We start from the raw sequence: 18,692 nt of genomic DNA, 5'->3' as shown, positions 1-18,692 counted from the left end.
ACGTGCACGTCACGTTGCTGACACCTACGACGAGTACCGCGAGGAGGGGACTGTGAGCAGCGTCGAACACACCCCGTCTGAGTCGGCCCCGGACGCACAGCGTTGGGCCGACGTCCAAGCAAGTGACGACTTCGCGCAGCTGAAGAGCCGTCTGCGCAAGTTCGTCTTCCCCGTCTCCGGCCTGTTCCTCGCGTGGTACGTGCTGTACGTGCTGCTGGCGGACTACGCGCACGACTTCATGTCCACCAAGGTGTTCGGCAACATCAACGTCGGGCTCATCTTCGGCCTGCTGCAGTTCGTGTCGACGTTCGTCATCACGACGCTGTACGTGCGGCACGCCAACAAGAACCTCGACCCGCTGGCGGAGAAGCTCCGCGAGGACATCGAGGGAGCCGGCAAGTGAACGAGTCCAGCCCGATCCTCAACATCAGCATCTTCGGCGTCTTCGTCCTGATCACGCTGTTCGTGGTCATCCGGGCGAGCCGCAACAACAAGACCGCCGCCGACTACCTGGCCGCCGGTCGCGCGTTCACCGGTCCGCAGAACGGCATCGCGATCGCGGGTGACTACCTGTCCGCCGCGTCGTTCCTCGGCATCGCGGGCGCCATCGCCCTCAACGGTTACGACGGCTTCCTGTACTCGATCGGCTTCCTGGTGGCGTGGCTCGTCGCGCTGCTGCTGGTCGCCGAGCTGCTGCGCAACACCGGCAAGTACACGATGGGCGACGTCCTGAGCTTCCGGATGCGCCAGCGCCCGGTCCGCGCGGCCGCCGCCACGTCGACGATGGCCGTGTCGTTCTTCTACCTGCTGGCCCAGATGGCCGGTGCCGGTGGTCTCGTCGCCCTGCTGCTCGGCATCACGGGCACCGGCGGCCAGGCGATCGTCATCGCGGTCGTCGGCGCCCTGATGATCGCCTACGTCCTCATCGGCGGCATGAAGGGCACCACCTGGGTGCAGATCATCAAGGCCGTCCTGCTGATCGTCGGCGCGGGCGTCATGACCCTCTGGGTGCTCGGCAAGTACGGCTTCAACCTCTCGTCCCTGCTCGGTGCCGCTGTCGACGCCGCTCCGAAGGCCGGCGAGAAGCTGCTCGGCCCCGGCCTGCAGTACGGCAAGACCGGCACCAGCAAGCTGGACTTCCTCTCGCTGGCGCTGGCACTGGTGCTCGGCACCGCGGGCCTGCCGCACATCCTGATGCGCTTCTACACCGTGCCGACGGCGAAGGAAGCCCGTCGCTCGGTCGTGTGGGCGATCTGGCTGATCGGCATCTTCTACCTGTTCACGCTGGTCCTGGGCTACGGCGCCGGCGCGCTCGTCGGCCCGGACAAGATCAACGCGGCTCCCGGCAAGGCCAACTCGGCCGCCCCGCTGCTCGCGCTGGAACTGGGTGGCCCGATCCTGCTGGGCCTGATCGCGGCCGTCGCGTTCGCGACGATCCTCGCGGTCGTGGCCGGTCTGACGATCACGGCGTCGGCGTCGTTCGCCCACGACATCTACGCCAACGTGATCAAGAAGGGCAACGGCGGCGAGAGCAAGACCGACGAGGTGAAGGTCGCCCGCATCACCGCGATCGTCATCGGTCTCGTGTCCATCGGCGGCGGCATCGTCGCCAACGGCCAGAACGTGGCGTTCCTCGTGGCACTGGCCTTCGCGGTCGCGGCCTCGGCGAACCTGCCGACGATCCTCTACTCGCTGTTCTGGAAGAGGTTCAACACCTCGGGCGCGCTGTGGAGCATCTACGGCGGTCTGATCGTGACGATCACCCTGATCATCCTGTCGCCCGCCGTCTCCGGCACGCCGACCTCGATGTTCAAGAACGCCGACTTCGACCTGTTCCCGCTGTCGAACCCCGGCATCGTCTCGATCCCGATCGCGTTCCTGCTCGGCTACCTCGGCACGATCCTCTCGAAGGACCAGGCCGACCCCGCCAAGCAGGCCGAGATGGAGGTCCGCTCCCTCACCGGTGCGGGCGCCGAGAAGGCCATCGCGCACTAGCGCGGTATCTGCCGGATACGGGCCGTCCCTTCACGAGGGGCGGCCCGTTTTCGCGTGCGTGCAACTCCGGGCGGCCCGACTGCGTACTGAACGGGGACGCGGCAGAGCTTGGGGGACCGGAGTGCGACGGGACGAGGAGTTCTCGGAGTTCTTCACGAGCAGGTTCGACTGGGCCCGCCGCACGGCTTACGCGCTGTGCGGCGACTGGTCGGAGGCGGAGGAGCTCGCGCAGAACGCATTCGTGAAGGCGTACGCGAAGTGGCCACGCGTGCGACGTGACAGCGCGGACGCCTACGTCCGCACGATTCTGACCAGGCTGTTCCTCGACGGGAAACGCCGGGTCAGAGGACGGGAACACCCCGTCGCCGAGGTGCCGGAACGCGGCGTCGGCGGCGGCTTCGGCGAGCCCGACTCGCAGCTGCACCAGGCGTTGCAGCGGGTGCCGCCCAAACAGCGGGCCGTGCTCGTGCTGCGGTACGTGCACGACCTGTCCATCGAGCAGACGGCCGCGGAGCTGAGCTGTTCGACGGGCAACGTGAAGAGTCAGTCGGCAAGGGGCTTGGCGGCGCTCCGCGAGGCGTACGGCGAGCCGCTCAACGCGGAGAGTGCCTGATGAGGATCGAAGACGAGCTGCGCGGAGCTCTCGACGTGCCCGTGCCACCACCGACGACCCGGCTCGACGACGTGGTCGCACTAGGCAGGCGCAGAGTCCTGAGGCGTCGGGCGGGGATCGCGGGCAGCGTGCTGGCGGTCGTGGCGGTGGTCGGCATCGGTGCCGTCGCCTGGCCGTCCGAGCCGCGGCCTGTCCTGGCCGGCCCGGTGGACTGGCCGCGGGCGACACCGGCACCGGGAGCTGTGGCCGACCCGCGGCGGCCGGACCGCGCCTGCGCCCGCGACGAGTCCCCGTGGCCCACCCTGGCCCACTCCGGCGACGTGCTGTCGGTGCAGCAGATGCAGACCTGGCGGAACGCGGCGAAGGCGATGACGCCGGGCAGATCGGTCGACGCGCAGGATCCTGCAGCGGCCGCGGAGAAGTCGGCGAAGGTGTACCGCGTCGGCCTCGTAACCGAGCAGAGCTACAACTACCTGCAGTTCACGACCGGGCGCTTCGACAGCGATCCGATCGCGGCAGCCGACAAGGCCCTGTACGCAACGGGTGGGTGCAGCCCACCACGCCGCACGATCAAGCTGAACGGCACGGTGTTCCAGCTGTACGAACCCGGCCCGTTCAGCCAGAGCCTGTTCGCCTTCCGGGTCGACGGCCGCACGTTCCGGATCGACCAGGTCCACGGCGCGGGCGAGGATGGGCTGCCGATGACCGAAGGGGAACTCGTGGCTCTCGGGGCCGCCGTCGCGGAAGCGCCCTGAGGTGGATCCGTGCCGGAGGTTCACGTGCGTGCAACCTCCGGCATGGCACGATCAGGGGGTGACTGTTCCCAGCGTCGAGATCGCCGACGTTCCCGCCCAGCTGCCCGACGGCGCCGTCCTCCTGGACGTGCGCGAGCAGGACGAGTGGGACGCGGGCCATGCGCCCGGCGCGCTGCACATCCCGATGAGCGAGATCACCGGCCGGCTCGGCGAGGTGCCGAACGACGTGCAGCTCTACGTCGTGTGCCGGGCAGGCGGCCGCTCCGCCCGCGTGACCCAGTACCTCAACGCCAACGGCTGGGAGGCCGTCAACGTCGAGGGCGGCATGCAGCACTGGGACGCCGCCGGTCGTCCGCTCGAGGGCGGCGCCGACGGCATGGAACCCGAGGTCATCTGATCGTGCAGCCGCTGCAGCCGATGCGCGTGGACTGGGTGGCGACCCCGCCGCCCGGTTCGTACCCGCAGCCCCGGTCCCGGTCGCAGCGGCTCCGCTACGGCGGTCCGCCGAACTACCCCGTCCCGCCGCGCTGGGGTTTCCCGCTGCTCGCGTGGCGCTGGCCGACGGCGGTGCCCGGCACCGTCGAACAGGGCGACTCGGTCGACGGCGTCCGCCGCCTGGGCAGGACCGCGCAGAACTCGCTGTGGCTGCTCGGCGCCGTGGCGGTGTGGGGCGCGCTGTCCGAGGTCTGGCGCTACGTGCTGGTGGCGATGAGCCGCTTCGGCGCCCTGTCGGCCGGCGTGGTCAACGCGTCGGACGCGATGGTCGTGTCGTCCGCGGCGATCACCATCACGGGCTGCGCGTTGTCGCTGGTCCTGATGCTCCTGTGGGTGCGCCGCGCCCGCAACGTCGCCGCCACCCTCGTCGGCTACGGCCCGTCCCGCTCCGACCGCGACGCCCTGATCGGCCTGGTCGTGCCCGGCATGAACCTCGTCGTGCCCGGCTCGGTCCTGGCCGAGCTCGAACACGCCGTGGCCCGCCGCCCCGCCGACGAACGCCCCGCGCCCTCCAAGCTCCTGCGCTGGTGGTGGGGCCTGTGGGTGGGCTCGGCACTGCTGTTCGTCGTGCAGGTCCTCTGGTCGTTCCGCGACAGCACGCAGGCACTGGCCGACGGCGTGCTGCTGCACGCGCTCAGCGACCTGGTGCTGGCCGGCGTGGCCGTGACGACCGCCCTGGTGGTTCGCCGCATCACCACGCTGCTGCTCCCCGTCGACGCCGCCTCGGTGCGCCTCATGCGCGTCGTCGAGGTGAAGGACGCCCCCGAACCGCCGCTGCGCGCGGTGCGGGCTTCCGGTTCGCCGCGGTAGCTCGTTGGAGTGATCTTTCGTGAGATTCTCACTTCGAGGATTTCCATCGTGATCATCGAGGCATGCGCAAGCGCCACCCGCCCTTCCGTCGCCGCAAGCTGGCCAAGAAGCTGCGGAAGCTGCGCCTGCGCGCCCGGATGAGCATCCAGGAGGCGGCGAAGGCGCTGGACAAGGACGTCCAGGCCCTCTACCGCATCGAGGCGGGCGAGACCCGTGTCGACGTTCACTTCGGGCGTTCGGTCATGGACGTGTACGACGCGTACGACCCCGAGCTGCTGGACGAGATCCGCGAGGCGGCCAGACGTGGCTGGTGGACCCCGTTCGGCATCAAGGATCACGGGTACCTCGACGTCGAAACAGAGGCCGCGTCGGTCCGGGAGTTCGCTTTGGCGCTGATCCCGGGTTTGTTGCAGACCCAGGACTACATGCGCGCACTGTTCGCGACCCACGGGAACGCGTTCGAGAACCAGGTCGAGGTCCGGCAGATCCGGCAGAAGCGGTTGATGAGCGAGGACAACCCGCTCTTCCTGCACGTGGTCATCGACGAGCACGCGCTGCGCAGGCTGGTGGGTGACCCCGAGATCATGCGCGGACAGCTCCGCCACCTGGTGCGGGCGGCCGCCATGCCCACCGTGAAGATCCAGGTCCTCACGTCGACTCTGCACATCGCGATGTCCGGCTCGTTCATCATCCTGGACTTCCCCGATCCCGAGGACCCGGAGGTGTTCTACGTCGAGTACGGCACCGGAGGGTCGATTCACATCGAGGATTCCGAGCAGGTGAGTGGCGCTAACCTGGTCTTCGGTCGACTGGCAGCGGAGGCGCTCAGCCCCGACGAGTCGGTCGCTCTGATCGAGCGGATCCTCGCCGAGTGAAAGCGGTGTCCACTGTGGACTTTTCTGGGGCGGAGTGGCGGAAGAGCAGCCGGAGCAGTGGGGGCAACAACTCCGCCTGCGTCGAAGTTGCCCATGTCGGCCCGTCCGTCGGTGTCCGCGACTCCAAGAACCCCGACGCCGGCACGCTCGTGTTCTCCGCTGTTCAGTGGGCGTTCTTCCTGAGGGGCTTCCAGGCCTGACCCGCGGCTGCCAGGTTGGAGGGCATGCGGACACTCATCGGGGCTCTGGTGATCGCGATGGCCACGACCGGCGTTGCCCAGGCGCACCACCAGAAGACCTTCGACCTTCAGGCGCACCGCGGCGGCATCGGGCTGACGGTCGAGAGCACGCTCAAGGCGTTCGGCAAGGCGCTCGACCTCGGTGTCACCACGCTGGAGCTCGACCTCCAGATCACGAAGGACGGTCGTGAGGTCATCACCCACGACCGCAAGACGAACCCGGCGAAGTGCCTGGACACCAAGCCCGCGTTCCCCGGTGACCCCGAGTTCCCGTACGCGGGCAAGTACGTGAAGGACCTGACGTTCGCGCAGGTCCGCACGCTCGACTGCGGCAGCACGCGGTGGTCGCAGTACCCGGACCAGGAGCTGTCGCCGGGCGCGAAGATGCCCACGCTGGCCGAGCTGTTCGACCTGGTGCGCCACCGCAAGGCGTGGGGCATTCGCTTCAACGTCGAGACCAAGGTCGAGGCCGCCGCGCCGCAGGAGACCGCGCCGCGCGAGCAGTTCGTGCAGCGGGCGGTCCACGAGATCCGCAGGTCCGGGTTCCTGCCCAACGTGACGATCCAGTCGTTCGACTGGGGAACGTTGATGCGGATGCGCCAGGTCGAGCCGCGGATTCCGCTGGTGGCGTTGACGCAGCCGGAGATGCTGGTGCCCGGCTCGCCGTGGACCGGTGGTCTCGAACTGGCCGACTTCGGTGGCAGCGTGGCGAAAGCGGTGAAGTCCTTCGGTGCCAAGGCGTTGTCCCCGGTGCACACGATGACGACCAAGGAGCTCGTCGCCGACGCCCACCGGCAGGGGCTCGTCGTCGTCCCGTGGACCGTGGACGACGTGCCGCGGATGCACGAGGTGATCGACACCGGGATCGACGGCCTGATCACCGACTACCCGGACCGGTTGCGGAAGGTGTTGCGGGAGCGCGGGTTCGAGCTGCCGCGCAGGTACCCGGCGCGTTAGTCGGTGGCGAGCGGCAGGGAGTGCAGGCCGCGGATCACGAACTCCGCCCGCCGGTTCGGCTCCTCGGCCAGCACGGCGCCGGGGAGCTTGCGGTGCAACGACGACAGCGCGGCCTCCACCTCGATGCGGGCGAGCGGCGCGCCCAGGCAGTAGTGGATGCCCATGCCGAAGCCGAGGTGCTGGTTCTTCTCGCGGCCGATGTCGAGCTTGTCCGGGTTCTCGAAGACCAGCGGGTCGCGGGCGGCGGCGCCGAGCAGTGCGGCGATCTTCTCGCCGGGCTCGATGACGTGGCCGGCGATCTCGACGCGTTCGGTGGCGGTGCGTTCGAAGAGCTGCAACGGCGAGTCGTAGCGGATGAGCTCCTCGACGGCCGTGGGCAGCAGTTCGGGGGAGAGGCGCTCCCACTGCGAACGGTGCTGCATCAGGGCGTAGACGCCGTTGCCGATGACGTTGACCGTGGCCTCGTGGCCGGCCATCAGCAACAGCACCGCTGTGGCGACGAGCTCGTCCTCTGTGAGTCTCGCGCCGTCGGTGTCCGTCACGGCGACGAGGTCGGACACGAGGTCCGTGCCGGGTGAGACGCGGCGCAACGCGATCAGTTCGCGAAGGTAGGCGACGAACTCCGCGGCGGCGCGTTCGGCGATCGCCTGCTGCTCGGGAGGCAGGCCGTACTCGTACATCTTCACGATGGCGTTCGACCACGGCTGCAGGAGGTGGCGGTCGGAGCCGGGCACGCCCAGCAGCTCGGCGATCACCTCGACCGGCAGCGGCGCGGCGACGTGGGCGAGCAGGTCGGACTGGCCCTTGTCCTTGATCTCCGCGACCAGGTCGTCGACCAGGCGATCGGCGAGGTCGGCGACCCACGGGCGCAGGCGCTCGACGTGGCCGCGGCCGAACGCGGCGGCGACCAGGCGGCGCAGGCGGGTGTGCGTGGGCGGCTCGTTCTCCAGCAGCGAGTTGCGGTGCAGGAGGTTGAACGCCATGAACTGCTCGACCGGCTTCACGTCCGACCAGATGCGGCCCAGCGACCGGTGCCGCAGGACCGCGGAGCACGCCGCGTGCGACACGGCGACGGCGACGCCCATCTGCTCGTGGTGATGCACCTCACCGGCTTCGCGCAGGGCGGCGAAGGCCGGGTACGGGTCGGCGATGAACGCGGGATCGCGCTGGTCGAACGTCACAAGGCGGGACGGTAAGTCGCGATCCGCGTTTCGTCCACGTCAATTTGATTGATGACTCAAATTGTTGTGCAGCAGCTAACGTTCCTGGTTGTGCAGCTTCCTTCTGTCGTCGCGCACCGTGGCGCGTCCACCGACCGTCCCGAACACACGATCGGGGCGTACGAACTCGCCCTGAAAGAGGGAGCGGACGGGCTGGAGTGCGATGTCCGTCTGTCGCGCGACGGCGAGCTCGTGTGTGTGCACGACCGCACGCTCTCGCGCACGTCGAACGGTCGTGGCACGGTCAGCGCGCTCACGCTCGAAGAGCTGCGCAAGCACGACTACGGCAGCTGGCACCGGCACGGGCAGGCCGCCGAACTGCTGGTGCTCGACGACCTGCTGGATCTGGTCAAGAGCACGAACGTGCAGCTCTTCGTCGAGACGAAGCACCCGGTCCGGTATCGCAACGAGGTCGAACGCAAGCTCGTCGAGGCGTTGAAGAAGCACGACCTGTCCAATCAGATCGTCATGATGTCGTTCTCGCCGACGGCGGTGCAGGTGTTCCGCGACCAGGCGCCGGACATCCGCACGGTGCTGCTGCTCGACCGCCTCGGCCGGTACCGCAGCGGCGCGCTGCCGTCGTTCGCCGACTACACCGGGCCCGGCGTGCACGTGCTGCGCAACGACCCCGGTTACGTCGATCGGGCGAGGCGTGCGGGGCACGAGACGTACGTGTGGACGGTGGACAGCGCCGAGGACGTCGCCTTGTGCCGTGACCTGGGGGTCCGCTACCTCGCGACGAACGCCCCGGCGAACACCCGCCGCCTGCTGACGGCTAACTTGGCCACCTGACACGCCTGAGCACGAGGAGGGCCAAGGTGGCCAAGCGGACCGCGGTCAAGGTCGCCCAGAAAGCGGAGACTGGCCAGAAGGACGGGATCAACCCGAAGCAGCCCTGCCCGTGCGGCTCCGGCAAGCGCTACAAGGCCTGCCACGGCGCTCCCGGCGGCGCGACCGACGTGATCGTGTCCCGTCCGTTCGAGGGCCTGGCCGCCGAGTGCGAGCTGATCGCGCTGCGCGAGTTCGTGCCGTCCGCCGTCGCGAAGCTGCCGGTCAAGGACGGGCGTGAGGTCACGCTCGCCACCGTGCTGCCGATGGCCGCCGCCGGGCTGATCCGCGGCGACGACGTGCCGTTCGTGGGCCTGCAGGTGCAGACGCGCTCCGGCAACATCAGCCGCGACCTGGCGCGGGCGCTGCAGTGGGCGCAGCAGGCCGGCGCCGGTGAGGTGCTCGCGGTCGTCGGCCCGGACAACGGCGAGAACCCCGGCCGGTTGCAGGACCTGCTCGACCCCGAGGCCGAGATCGTGCCGACGCTGCACACCGACTTCGTGTGGTGGATGCCGGAGGGCACCGAGCCCACGGGTGACGTGGCGCTGTCGCTGGAGCGCGCGAACGCCGCCATCCTGCCGACCGAGCGCCTCGACGCCCCCGGCGTGAAGGCCGCGTACTGGGTCGACGCCGGCGACAAGGCGCACCTGCGCTGGGTCCGCCCGGAGCCCGAGGAGAAGCTCCTGTCCGCGATGGCCCGCCTGGCCGCCCGCGGTGAGCTGGACCTGGGCGAGGGCTCGCGCTACGCCGGGTCGTTCCGCGCCCACGGCCTGCTGGTGCCGGTGTGGGACCTCGACCGCGAGATGCACGCCCGCGAGTGGGCCGACCCGGCCGAGGCGTTGGGCAAGCGACTGCAGGAGGCGCTGGCCTCGGACGAGCAGCTCACCGACGCCGAGCGCCGCGCCCGTGAGGGTCTGCGGGGCCGCCAGATCACGCTGCGGTAAGTCTGTCCACAGGGTTGTCCACAAGGAGCTGTGGATAAGTGCTGCTGCACATCATCACGACGGCCGGCTGGGCTGCTGCCCGGTCGGCCGGTTCCATCGCGCCCGCGGCGGGCGAGGAGTTCGTGCACTGCTCCGACCGGGGCGTCGTGCACGTGACGGCCGGGAAGTTCTTCCACGGGCAGAGCGGTCTGCTGCTGCTCGTCGTCGATCCCGCACGGCTCGACGTGCCCGTGCGGTGGGAGGCGGTGGCCGACTCGCCGTTGTGGTTCCCGCACGTCTACGGCCCGATCCCGGCCGAGGCGGTCGTCGAGGTGCACGACTTCCCGTGTCTGGCGGACGGCTCGTTCGTTCTGCCGGAAGCTGTTGCCGTTCTGTGATTCAGTAGGGCAACCGTCGCGTTCGCTCGAACGTGAAGTCCCCGGAGCCGGTGAGCGCTCCGGGGAGGGGGAGTGCCGTGACGGCGGTGCTGCAGCTGGGAAGGGCCGCCGAACGCGGTGGGGGAAGAGCGGAAGCCGTGGGGGACTTCGCTGAGTTCGTTCGCATGTCCATGCCCGGACTGCTGAGGTACGGCCACGCGCTGACGGGCAACCCGCACGACGCCGCCGACCTCGTCCAGTCCGTGCTGGAGAAGGTCGGCTCGCGGTGGGCGTCCGTCCAACGCAAGGGTGACGACCCGCTGGCGTACGTCCGCAGGGCGATGGCCAACACGCACATCAGCATCTGGCGCCGCCGCCGTCGCGAGAACCTCGTGGCGGACCTGCCCGACCGCGGCGTCGTGGCACCTGAGCTGAGCAGGCTCGACAACGAACCGCTCTGGCAGGCCCTGCGCGCGTTGCCGCCGAGGCAGCGCGCCGTGATCGTGCTGCGCTACTACGAGAACCTCTCCGAGGCCGAGATCGCCCACGCGCTCGGGATCTCGGCCGGCACCGTCAAGAGCCAGACCAGCAAGGCGATGGCTAGTCTTCGAACACGCCTGGGAAAGGACTGACCGGTGGACGACATCGACGACGAGCTGCGCAGGCTCTTCAGCGACGATCGGCTGGACGTCCACGTCACGCCGGACGCCACCGGCTCCGTGGTCGCCGGGGCGCACCGCCGCCGTCGCCGCCGGATCGCGATCGCGGGGACATTCGCCCTGGTGGCCCTCATCGGTGCCGGCGTCGGGCTGTCCCAGCTGCGGCCGCTGGCCCTCGACTCGGCGGGAGGGGTGCTCCCGACGACGACCTCGACCGCCCCGCCGCTGGTCAGCACGTACACCCAGACCGTGGTGGTGACGGTCACGCCGCCGGAGGGCACGGAGGGCGCGCCGGGTGTCTTCGGCAAGCTCGCGCTCGGGATGTCGGAGGAGAACGCGCTGAAGACCGGGTCGCTGACCACACCAGGCGAGGCCATCGGGTCGTGCAAGCCGTATGCCACGGTGTCGAACTCCGATCCCGCGGCCGTGCTCATCTCGCAGGCCAGGGGGATCGTCCGGATCAAGCTGCCGAGCACCGCCAGGACGTCGAAGAACGTCGGCACCGGCTCGAAGGTCGCCGAGCTGAAGTCCGCCTACCCGGCGGCCGCCGTGAACGGGTCCGAGCTCGTCGTGCAGATGACGGCGACACCGCGCTGGGTCTACGTGTTCGAGAACGACGGCACGGTGGTGACGGCCGTTCGAATGCGCTTGGCCGACAACGACTGCCAGGGCGCCTGACCGTCTGATCTTGCCGAGGTCCCGCCGCATCTGGGGGTGCGGCGGGACCTCGGCGTCCCTTCAGCCGGTATTTCCGGCGTTGTATTTCCGTTATGCCGTACTCGGCAACCGTGAAACGGAAATGGCGTCTTAACAGCGAGTCGACACACTTGGGGGAGAGTCGAAATGAAGAAGAAGATCGGAATTGTTGTTCTGGCCGCTGCCATCGGCGGAGTCACCGCGTGCACTTCCACACCCGTTGGACAGCAGAATGCCGCGCCCGTGACGACGACGTCCGTGGACGTGCCGGCGCCGACGACCGTGGTCGTCACCGAGTTCGTGACGTCCACCGCGACCATCCCGCCGAAGGTCGTGACCGACCCGCCGAAGGCCGCGACCAGGATCGACAACCGCATCGGCTACGGGCCCCTCAAGATGGGCATGACGTTGGCCGAGGTCGAGGCCACCGGTCTGGTCGGCACGACCCTCGTCGAGGCGGACTCGGCCCGCTGCTGGGTGAGCTCGCAGGTGCTGGTCTCGAAGAACTTCGGCCTGGTCCGGATCACGCTTCCGGCGGAGGCGAGGACGTCGGCCGGAATCGGGGTGGGCTCGACCTTCGCCGACGTGAAAAGGGCCTACCCCGCCGCCAAGGAATATCGTGACGGTTTTTCCGCGCCGGTGGACGAGAAGGTTTCCTACGCGTTCGTGGGGCCTGCTTCCGTCGAGCACTTCGCCGATTCCGACAAGGTGCTGAGCATCAAGCTGAGTTCACGTGACGCCGACTGTTCGATGGCCCTGATCTGAGATCCTCGGAGCGAAAACATGAAAATCTCGATCATTCTCGTCGCGGCCCTGTTCGGACTGGCGTTCTGGACGGCGACGCCGCAGCCGGAGCCGGTGAGGCCCACGTCGACCCCGCCTGCTCCGGAGCCCACCACGTCGGTGGTCACGCAGGTGGTGACCCAGACCGTCACCAAGCCGGCCCAGCCGGGCAACCGGCCGGGGTTCGGCCCGCTCGAGCTCGGCATGACGCTGGCCGAGGTCAAGGCCACCGGTCTGGTCGCGGCGGACTTCGGCACGCCGCCGGACACTGAGTGCTGGGGAGACGGCTCGGTCGTCGTCTCGAAGAAGCACGGCCTGGTGAGCATCAGGCTTCCTGCCGGGACGAAGACGTCGACCGGTGTCGGCGTCGGGTCGACCGCCGGCGAGGTGAGGCAGGCGCATCCGGACGCCGAGGTGTACCGCGCCGGCCTGAAGGCGAAGTGGACCGCCGAGAGCTACGTCGTGTTCTTCGCCACCTCCGGCACCATCCACCAGGTCGCGGACACCGATCTCGTCGAAGGCATCGCGTTCAGGGCGAACACGCAGGACTGCCCAGGGGCGATGATCTCCTGACGAACGGCAGAATTTCTCCGGCAGGCGTGTCGAGAACGGCGTTCCGGCTCCGTCCCCGCGGTGGAAGGTGACCATGACGGGGTCGCCACCGCAGAGAGGGAGACATCCGAGATGGCCAAGTACCTGCTGCTCAAGCACTACCGCGGCGCTCCGGCGGCGGTGAACGACGTGCCGATGGACCAGTGGTCGCAGGACGAGATCACCGCCCACATCAAGTACATGAACGACTTCGCGGACCGGCTCCGGGAGCGCGGCGAGTTCGTGGACGAGCGGGCGCTCGCGCAGGAGGGCACCTGGGTCCGGTACGACGGCGAGGGCAGGCCGCCGGTCACGGACGGGCCGTTCGCGGAGACGAAGGACCTCATCGCCGGCTGGATGATCATCGACGTCGACAGCTACGAGCGGGCGCTCGAGCTGGCCGGGGAGCTGTCGGCGGCGCCGGGCAAGGACGGGAAGCCGATCCACGAGTGGCTTGAGCTCCGCCCGTTCTACGGCCACGCGCCCACGATCACCGAATGATCGACGAGGCGCTGCTCAGGAGCCTCACGCCGGCTGTGATCGGTGTCCTCGTCCGCCGCGGAGCCGACTTCGCGGCGGCCGAGGACGCCGTGCAGGACGCGCTGGTCGAGGCGGTGCGGGTGTGGCCGGACGACCCGCCGCGCGATGCGAAGGGCTGGCTGGTCACGGCGGCGTGGCGCAAGTTCCTCGACGCGACGAGGGCCGACACCGCGCGCCGGCGGCGGGAGGACGTCGTCGACGCCGAGCCGGAGCCGGGGCCCGCGCAGGACGCGGACGACACGCTGCGGCTCTACTTCCTGTGCGCGCACCCGTCGTTGACACCGTCGTCGGCGGTCGCGCTCACGTTGCGGGCCGTCGGCGGGCTGACCACCCGGCAGATCGCCCAGGCCTACCTGGTGCCGGAGGCGACGATGGCCCAGCGCATCAGCCGGGCCAAGAAGACCGTCGGCGACGTGCGGTTCGACCAGCCCGGCGACGTGGCGACCGTGCTGCGCGTGCTCTACCTGGTCTTCAACGAGGGCTACTCCGGTGACGTCGACCTCGCCGCCGAGGCCGTCCGGCTCACCCGGCAGCTCGCGGCCGCGATCGACCACCCCGAGGTGGCCGGCCTGCTCGCGTTGATGCTGCTGCACCACGCCCGGCGCGCCTCCAGGACGACGGACGACGGCAAGCTCGTGCCGCTGGCCGACCAGGACCGCGGGAAGTGGGACACGACGCTGATCGCCGAGGGCGTCGAGATCCTGCAGGCCGCGCTCGCGCTGGACCGGCTCGGCGAGTTCCAGGCGCAGGCCGCCATCGCCGCGTTGCACGCCGACGCGCCCAGGGCCGAGGAGACGGACTGGGTGCAGATCGTGGAGTGGTACGACGAGCTGCTGAAGCTGACCGACAGCCCCGTCGTCCGGCTCAACCGCGCCGTCGCCGTGGGGGAGGCGGACGGGCCGCGGGCCGGGTTGGCGGCATTGGCCGGACTCGACGGGACATTGCCCCGCTACTCGGCCGTGGCGGCTTACCTCCACGAGCGGGACGGCGACCGGCAAACGGCGGCACGGTTCTACGTCGAGGCGTCGCAGAAAGCGTCGAACCTCGCCGAGCGCGAATACCTGACGCGTCAGGCGGCTCGTCTCAACAACTGAAAAGGCCCGCCTCCCGGAGAGGGAGACGGGCCTTGCGATCAGGCACTCGGCCGTGCGAAGAAAAAACTCAGAGAGCGCCACCGGCAGCGGCCGGCGCACTGGAGTCGCCACCCTCGTCGCCGACGCTTTCGCGGGTGAGGAACGTCTCCACGTAGAACATGTTGCCGTCCGCGCGGTCCATCACGGTGAGCAGCGTCTTCATCGAGGAGACCTCCTCGACCTGCTCCTTGAGGAACCACTGCAGGAACTGCTCGCCGATGTAGTCGCCCTCCTCGCGGGCGGCCTTCGCGAGGGCCACGATCTGGTCGGTGACCTGCTGCTCCTGGCGCAGCGCGAGATCGACGAGGTCGCGCGGGGCCTTGAACTCGTTGATGGGCGGCGCGAGACCGGGAATGGTGACCGCGATGTCGTTGTCCATCAGGAACTTCACGATCATCATCGCGTGGTTGCGCTCTTCGAGGGACTGCTTGTAGAAGTGCGCGGCGAGTCGCGGGAGGTCCTCGTTGTCGAACCACACCGCGAGTGCGATGTACTGCTGCGAAGCGGAGAACTCGTGGCCGACCTGGGCCTGCAGGAGCTCGTGGAACTTCGACTTGGTGCCGGACAGGATCTTCTTCACGTTCGAGGCCATGTGGAGTACGTTAGCCGAAAAGATCGGCTTTTGCATTCCAGGAAAAGCTAACCTTTGTTTGGAAAGGTGATCCAAACAAAGGTTAGGCGCTCCTAAGGAATCACACCAATGGCGCGCGGTCGATCGGGCACGACATGCACCGGGGACCGCCGCGGCCGGAGCCGAGCTCCGACCCGGCGATGCGCAGGACCTCGACACCCGCGTCCTCGAGACGGGCGTTCGTCTCGACGTTGCGCTCGTAGGCGACGACCAGACCGGGGCCGACCGCCAGCGTGTTGTTGCCGTCGTCCCACTGCTCGCGCTCGGCGGTGACGACGTCGAGACCGGTGTCGATCACCCGCAGCCGGTCGATGCCCATCGCCTCCGCGGCCGCCTCCAGGAACGGCACGGGGCCGTCCACCCGCACGCCACCGTCGCCGTCGGCGCGCAGCGGGAAGGCGGTGAGCGCGTCGCTGATCGCCGGGTACATCACCACGGCGTCGCGGTCGACCATCGTGCAGACGGTGTCGAGGTGCATCGTGGCGCGTTCCTGCTTGATCGGCACCGCCAGCACCGTGTGCGCGAGACCGTCCGCGAGAGCAGAGCGCGCGAACGACTCCGCGCCCGCCGGGGTGGTGCGCTCGCCGACGCCGATGGCGATGACGCCCGGCGCGAGCAGCAGCACGTCGCCGCCCTCCAACGGCGCCGAGTGCGCGCCGTACGCGCGGCCCGTGCGGCGGAACCGGGGGTGGTAGGCGTAGATCAGGTCGGTCAGGGTCGTCTCGCGGTCGCGGGCGGGCAGCGCGAGCGACGTGATGGCCACCCGGTCGCCGACCCACACCGACGAGTCGCGGGTGAAGAGCAGGTTCGGCAGCGGGTCGACGGCGAAGTCGATCGGCAGGTGCATCTTGCGCACCAGCGACGCGCCCTCGGCGGCCGGCAGCTCCTCGAACGTCATGCCGGTCGTCAGCACCTGCGCGAGCTGCGGGGCGGGCAGCGAGGTGAGGTGGCTGCGCAGCGCGTCGGCCAGGTCGATGCCGAGACGGCGCTCGTTGACGGCGCTGTGGATGCCCGCGATGCGCGCGCGGTTGTCGTCGAGAGCCTGCACCAGGACGTCCGCCAGCAGCAGGACCTCGACACCGCGCGAGGTGAGCGTCGCGGCGAACGCGTCGTGCTCCTCCTGGGCGCGGCCGACCCACGGCACGCCGTCGAAGAGCAGCTGGTCGTTGTTGCGCGGGGTGAGCCTCTTGAGCTCGTTGCCCGGCCGGTGCAGCAGCACCGTGCGCAACGGGCCGACCTCGCTGTCGACGCGGGGTGCGGCGTCCGGGAGAGCTTCGGACTCGGCGATCGTGTGCGCAGTCACCGGACGAGCGTAACGCTGAACAGCACAAATCGCCGCTCACGGCCCGGAATTGGCAACGAATCGAGGGCGTCTGAGGGCTGGACGGTCGAAACGTTAGGGCAACCAGCTCACTTTGCCGCGCAACATTGTGTAGCCGATGAACGCGACCACGTCGAGGATCGTGTGGGCGAGGACCAACGGCCACAGGCGTTTCGTGCGCTGCCAGTAGAAGCCGAAGACCAGACCCATGACCAGGTTGCCGACGAACCCGCCGAAGCCCTGGTAGAGGTGGTACGACCCGCGCAGCACGGCCGCCGCGAACAAAGCCGTGTACTGCCGCCAGCCGAGCTGCTGCAGCCGCGTGATCAGGTACCCGACGACGAGCACCTCCTCGGCCCACGCGTTGCCGGCCGCGGCGAGGATCAGCGCGACGCTCATCCACCACTGGTCGTCCAGAGTGGACGGCTGGACGGCGAGGTTCAGCCCGAGCGACCACGCGGCGAAGTACAGCCCCAGCCCGGGGATGCCGATGACCGCGGCCAGCCCGAGCGCGCCCAGCGAGTCCGCGAGCTTGCGGGTGCCGTCGAGCCCGATGACCTTCAGCTTGATCCCCGTGCGCCACAACAGGTACAGGCCGATCCCGCCCCACGCGGCCAGCTGCAGCACCCCGAGCAGCTGCGCCACGAGGTCCAGCAGGTCGGCCCGTGCCTGCGGGACGTTGATCGCGACGGACTGCTGGTTGAGCGGGGTCGGCTGGAGCAGGCTGTCGACCAGCCGCACGAGACTGCGCAGGCCGGACAGCCCGAGCGTCATGCTGAAGACGATCAGCAGTTCGAGCTGGTAACCGCGCTTTTCTTCGGCGGGGATCGCAGCGGGGATCAAGGTCACCCGTGTGACGCTACCTCTGCGACAGGAACGGGCAGCCCATCAACCGCCGGAGCTCGGCGGCCAGCTCCTGCGCGGTGTCGACCGGCTTGGAGAACGCGATCCGCACGTCGTGGTCGTCGCACTCCGCCTCGACCCGCAGCCGCAGCCCGAACCGGTCGAGCCCGAGCGGCCGCACGTGTCCCTTCCGCAGCTCCTCCGGCAGGTGCCGGGCGAGCTGCCCGACGACGTCGCGGTGTGCCATCTCCAGGTGCCGCAGCCAGTGGTCCTCGTTGCGGCAGAACGGGTCCGGCGCCGCACTCGCGAACTGCTCCGGCCGGATCGACGACGTGCCCTCGGCATCCGCGATGACCATCGACGCGGGCGTGAGCCGCAGCACCGACACACCGTGCCCGACGTCGAGCAGCCGGTGGTCCGGCCGCGTCTCCGCGATCGCGACCACCTCCTCGCGCGCCTCCCGGTCGTCGAGTGCGGCCACCCAGCCCGTGAGCCACAGCAGCCCGCGCACGGGTTCGCGCAACGGCACCGGCGCCTGGTCCGCGATCTCCAGCATCGCCGTCACCTCGGTGCGCGGCGCCTGCCAGAGCTGCCCGACCAACGGGTGCTCGTCCGGCAGCAGCAGGACCGTCGTGCCGCACGGGCGCACGTGGTGGAACAGCGGACTGGTGCGGTTGCCCGCCTGAGGAAGCAGTGCGGCCTGACCACCGCGAGCCGCGATGGTGCGGGCGCGCTCGGCGGCGTGCGGCGCCGGTGGGCGCTTGGTCTGGGTGTCGGTCACCGCTCCACCTCCTCGGAAGGTTAGGCAAGGCTAACTTAGCTCGATCGTCTGCGGAAGCATCAGCTCCCCGTATCTCACCAGTGATGCGGCTCGGAGCGGTGCCCGGTCCGGGCCGCGCCACTACCCGCTTCACACGATCAGGTGTAAGACGGACAGGTGGTCGTGCCCAGCAAGCCGTCCACCGAGGTGACGGCGCTCGACGATCGGTGGACCCGGCACTGCGTGGACCGGGCGAGCCGGCGTGCCCTGGTGTGGACGGTGGTCGCCGGTGCGGCCTTCCTGCTCCAGTTCGTGCTGGTGCTCGCGTGGTCGTGGTCGTCACCGGTGGCGTTGGTCCTGTTGTTCTTCGCCGCGGCCGTCCTGTGGTCGGTGACGCGGCGGCGACCGGTGCGACTGCCGGAGGGAGAGCCGTGGGTGTTCGCGCAGGCCAAGTGGGAGGGCGGGCGGCTCGTGGTCATGGGGCAGCCGCCGTTGTTGTTGACCCTGCGCGTGGGGCCGTTGCTGCGCGGGAGGATCGCTCGGCACCGGCGGGTCTGGTTCGTGCGGCCGGATGCGGCGGGCAACACCGTCGTCACGTTCCGAGGTGTGCCCCAGCTCATTTCCGCCCGCGTGTTTCGATGATCAAGT

General features: G+C 69.5%; 24 protein-coding genes. 19 read left to right on the top strand and 5 right to left on the bottom strand.

Going from position 1 to position 18,692, the window contains the following annotated elements:
- The first annotated feature begins 52 nt into the window (after nucleotides 1-52).
- The 9 genes from ACFWV3_RS39470 (at nucleotide 53) to ACFWV3_RS39430 (ending at nucleotide 6,739) form a co-directional block, all read left to right on the top strand.
- Complete coding sequence (locus ACFWV3_RS39470; protein ID WP_382419051.1) at nucleotides 53-403, top strand: DUF485 domain-containing protein; 351 nt, start codon at nucleotides 53-55, stop codon at nucleotides 401-403.
- The gene (locus ACFWV3_RS39465; RefSeq protein ID WP_382419050.1) at nucleotides 400-1,995 is read left to right on the top strand and encodes a cation acetate symporter; all 1,596 of its coding nucleotides are present in this window, start codon (nucleotides 400-402) and stop codon (nucleotides 1,993-1,995) included. Before ACFWV3_RS39470 ends, ACFWV3_RS39465 begins: the two co-directional genes overlap by 4 nt.
- A 121-nt stretch (nucleotides 1,996-2,116) precedes the next feature.
- On the top strand, nucleotides 2,117-2,608 hold the full coding sequence (locus ACFWV3_RS39460; RefSeq protein WP_382419049.1) for a SigE family RNA polymerase sigma factor: 492 nt from the start codon (nucleotides 2,117-2,119) through the stop codon (nucleotides 2,606-2,608).
- Complete coding sequence (locus ACFWV3_RS39455; protein ID WP_382419048.1) at nucleotides 2,608-3,363, top strand: hypothetical protein; 756 nt, start codon at nucleotides 2,608-2,610, stop codon at nucleotides 3,361-3,363. The genes ACFWV3_RS39460 and ACFWV3_RS39455 overlap by 1 nt, the downstream gene beginning before the upstream one ends.
- Before the next feature lie 58 nt (nucleotides 3,364-3,421).
- Nucleotides 3,422-3,760, top strand: a complete 339-nt coding sequence (locus tag ACFWV3_RS39450; RefSeq protein ID WP_382419047.1) for a rhodanese-like domain-containing protein — start codon at nucleotides 3,422-3,424, stop codon at nucleotides 3,758-3,760.
- A 2-nt stretch (nucleotides 3,761-3,762) separates the two neighbouring features.
- A complete protein-coding gene (locus tag ACFWV3_RS39445; protein WP_382419046.1) occupies nucleotides 3,763-4,668 on the top strand; it encodes a DUF4328 domain-containing protein in 906 nt (301 codons plus the stop codon).
- A 62-nt stretch (nucleotides 4,669-4,730) separates the two neighbouring features.
- Nucleotides 4,731-5,543: a helix-turn-helix domain-containing protein gene (locus tag ACFWV3_RS39440; protein ID WP_382419045.1), complete on the top strand. Its 813-nt coding sequence runs from the start codon at nucleotides 4,731-4,733 to the stop codon at nucleotides 5,541-5,543.
- 14 nt (nucleotides 5,544-5,557) lie between these two features.
- Nucleotides 5,558-5,743, top strand: coding sequence for a DUF397 domain-containing protein (locus tag ACFWV3_RS39435; protein WP_382419044.1), 186 nt, complete (start codon nucleotides 5,558-5,560; stop codon nucleotides 5,741-5,743).
- Between the two features lie 24 nt (nucleotides 5,744-5,767).
- Complete coding sequence (locus ACFWV3_RS39430; protein ID WP_382419043.1) at nucleotides 5,768-6,739, top strand: glycerophosphodiester phosphodiesterase; 972 nt, start codon at nucleotides 5,768-5,770, stop codon at nucleotides 6,737-6,739.
- Here ACFWV3_RS39430 and ACFWV3_RS39425 read toward each other — a convergent pair.
- Entirely contained in the window at nucleotides 6,736-7,920 is a 1,185-nt protein-coding gene (locus tag ACFWV3_RS39425) for a cytochrome P450 (protein ID WP_382419042.1), read from the bottom strand. The genes ACFWV3_RS39430 and ACFWV3_RS39425 overlap by 4 nt on opposite strands.
- A 90-nt stretch (nucleotides 7,921-8,010) precedes the next feature.
- Between ACFWV3_RS39425 and ACFWV3_RS39420 the strand changes: the two genes are divergently transcribed.
- The 9 genes from ACFWV3_RS39420 (at nucleotide 8,011) to ACFWV3_RS39380 (ending at nucleotide 14,450) form a co-directional block, all read left to right on the top strand.
- Nucleotides 8,011-8,751 (top strand): glycerophosphodiester phosphodiesterase family protein, encoded by a 741-nt coding sequence (locus ACFWV3_RS39420; protein ID WP_382419041.1) that lies wholly within the window; start codon nucleotides 8,011-8,013, stop codon nucleotides 8,749-8,751.
- Between the two features lie 26 nt (nucleotides 8,752-8,777).
- Nucleotides 8,778-9,731, top strand: coding sequence for a DUF5926 family protein (locus tag ACFWV3_RS39415; protein ID WP_382419040.1), 954 nt, complete (start codon nucleotides 8,778-8,780; stop codon nucleotides 9,729-9,731).
- Nucleotides 9,732-9,769: 38 nt separating this feature from the next.
- Complete coding sequence (locus ACFWV3_RS39410; protein ID WP_382419039.1) at nucleotides 9,770-10,108, top strand: DUF952 domain-containing protein; 339 nt, start codon at nucleotides 9,770-9,772, stop codon at nucleotides 10,106-10,108.
- Nucleotides 10,109-10,194: 86 nt separating this feature from the next.
- Nucleotides 10,195-10,719 (top strand): SigE family RNA polymerase sigma factor, encoded by a 525-nt coding sequence (locus ACFWV3_RS39405; RefSeq protein ID WP_382419099.1) that lies wholly within the window; start codon nucleotides 10,195-10,197, stop codon nucleotides 10,717-10,719.
- A gap of 3 nt (nucleotides 10,720-10,722) precedes the next feature.
- Nucleotides 10,723-11,424 (top strand): hypothetical protein, encoded by a 702-nt coding sequence (locus ACFWV3_RS39400; protein ID WP_382419038.1) that lies wholly within the window; start codon nucleotides 10,723-10,725, stop codon nucleotides 11,422-11,424.
- Nucleotides 11,425-11,589: 165 nt separating this feature from the next.
- Nucleotides 11,590-12,207: a hypothetical protein gene (locus ACFWV3_RS39395; RefSeq protein WP_382419037.1), complete on the top strand. Its 618-nt coding sequence runs from the start codon at nucleotides 11,590-11,592 to the stop codon at nucleotides 12,205-12,207.
- Nucleotides 12,208-12,225: 18 nt separating this feature from the next.
- Nucleotides 12,226-12,798 (top strand): hypothetical protein, encoded by a 573-nt coding sequence (locus tag ACFWV3_RS39390; RefSeq protein WP_382419036.1) that lies wholly within the window; start codon nucleotides 12,226-12,228, stop codon nucleotides 12,796-12,798.
- A gap of 111 nt (nucleotides 12,799-12,909) precedes the next feature.
- On the top strand, nucleotides 12,910-13,317 hold the full coding sequence (locus ACFWV3_RS39385) for a YciI family protein (RefSeq protein WP_382419035.1): 408 nt from the start codon (nucleotides 12,910-12,912) through the stop codon (nucleotides 13,315-13,317).
- Nucleotides 13,317-14,450 carry an RNA polymerase sigma factor gene (locus ACFWV3_RS39380; RefSeq protein ID WP_382419098.1) on the top strand — a complete coding sequence of 378 codons (1,134 nt, stop codon included), beginning with the start codon at nucleotides 13,317-13,319 and terminating at the stop codon, nucleotides 14,448-14,450. The genes ACFWV3_RS39385 and ACFWV3_RS39380 overlap by 1 nt, the downstream gene beginning before the upstream one ends.
- A 67-nt stretch (nucleotides 14,451-14,517) precedes the next feature.
- Here the strand turns inward: ACFWV3_RS39380 and ACFWV3_RS39375 are convergent, their stop codons facing one another.
- From ACFWV3_RS39375 to ACFWV3_RS39360, 4 genes are all read right to left on the bottom strand, one after another.
- The gene (locus ACFWV3_RS39375; RefSeq protein ID WP_382419034.1) at nucleotides 14,518-15,081 is read right to left on the bottom strand and encodes a ferritin; all 564 of its coding nucleotides are present in this window, start codon (nucleotides 15,079-15,081) and stop codon (nucleotides 14,518-14,520) included.
- Nucleotides 15,082-15,181: 100 nt separating this feature from the next.
- Complete coding sequence (locus ACFWV3_RS39370) at nucleotides 15,182-16,423, bottom strand: arginine deiminase (RefSeq protein WP_382419033.1); 1,242 nt, start codon at nucleotides 16,421-16,423, stop codon at nucleotides 15,182-15,184.
- A gap of 93 nt (nucleotides 16,424-16,516) precedes the next feature.
- Nucleotides 16,517-17,215 (bottom strand): CPBP family intramembrane glutamic endopeptidase, encoded by a 699-nt coding sequence (locus ACFWV3_RS39365; RefSeq protein ID WP_382419097.1) that lies wholly within the window; start codon nucleotides 17,213-17,215, stop codon nucleotides 16,517-16,519.
- A gap of 85 nt (nucleotides 17,216-17,300) precedes the next feature.
- Entirely contained in the window at nucleotides 17,301-18,065 is a 765-nt protein-coding gene (locus ACFWV3_RS39360; RefSeq protein ID WP_382419032.1) for a DUF2470 domain-containing protein, read from the bottom strand.
- Between the two features lie 156 nt (nucleotides 18,066-18,221).
- Here ACFWV3_RS39360 and ACFWV3_RS39355 point away from each other — a divergent pair, with 156 nt between their 5' ends.
- Complete coding sequence (locus tag ACFWV3_RS39355; protein ID WP_382419031.1) at nucleotides 18,222-18,686, top strand: hypothetical protein; 465 nt, start codon at nucleotides 18,222-18,224, stop codon at nucleotides 18,684-18,686.
- The last annotated feature ends 6 nt before the right edge of the window (nucleotides 18,687-18,692 follow it).

Origin of the sequence: Lentzea sp. NPDC059081, from assembly GCF_042738015.1 — a bacterium.
Taxonomy (GTDB): Bacteria; Actinomycetota; Actinomycetes; order Mycobacteriales; family Pseudonocardiaceae; genus Lentzea.
Note: the sequence above shows the minus strand (reverse complement) of the source record. Positions and strands in the feature narration are given on the sequence as shown.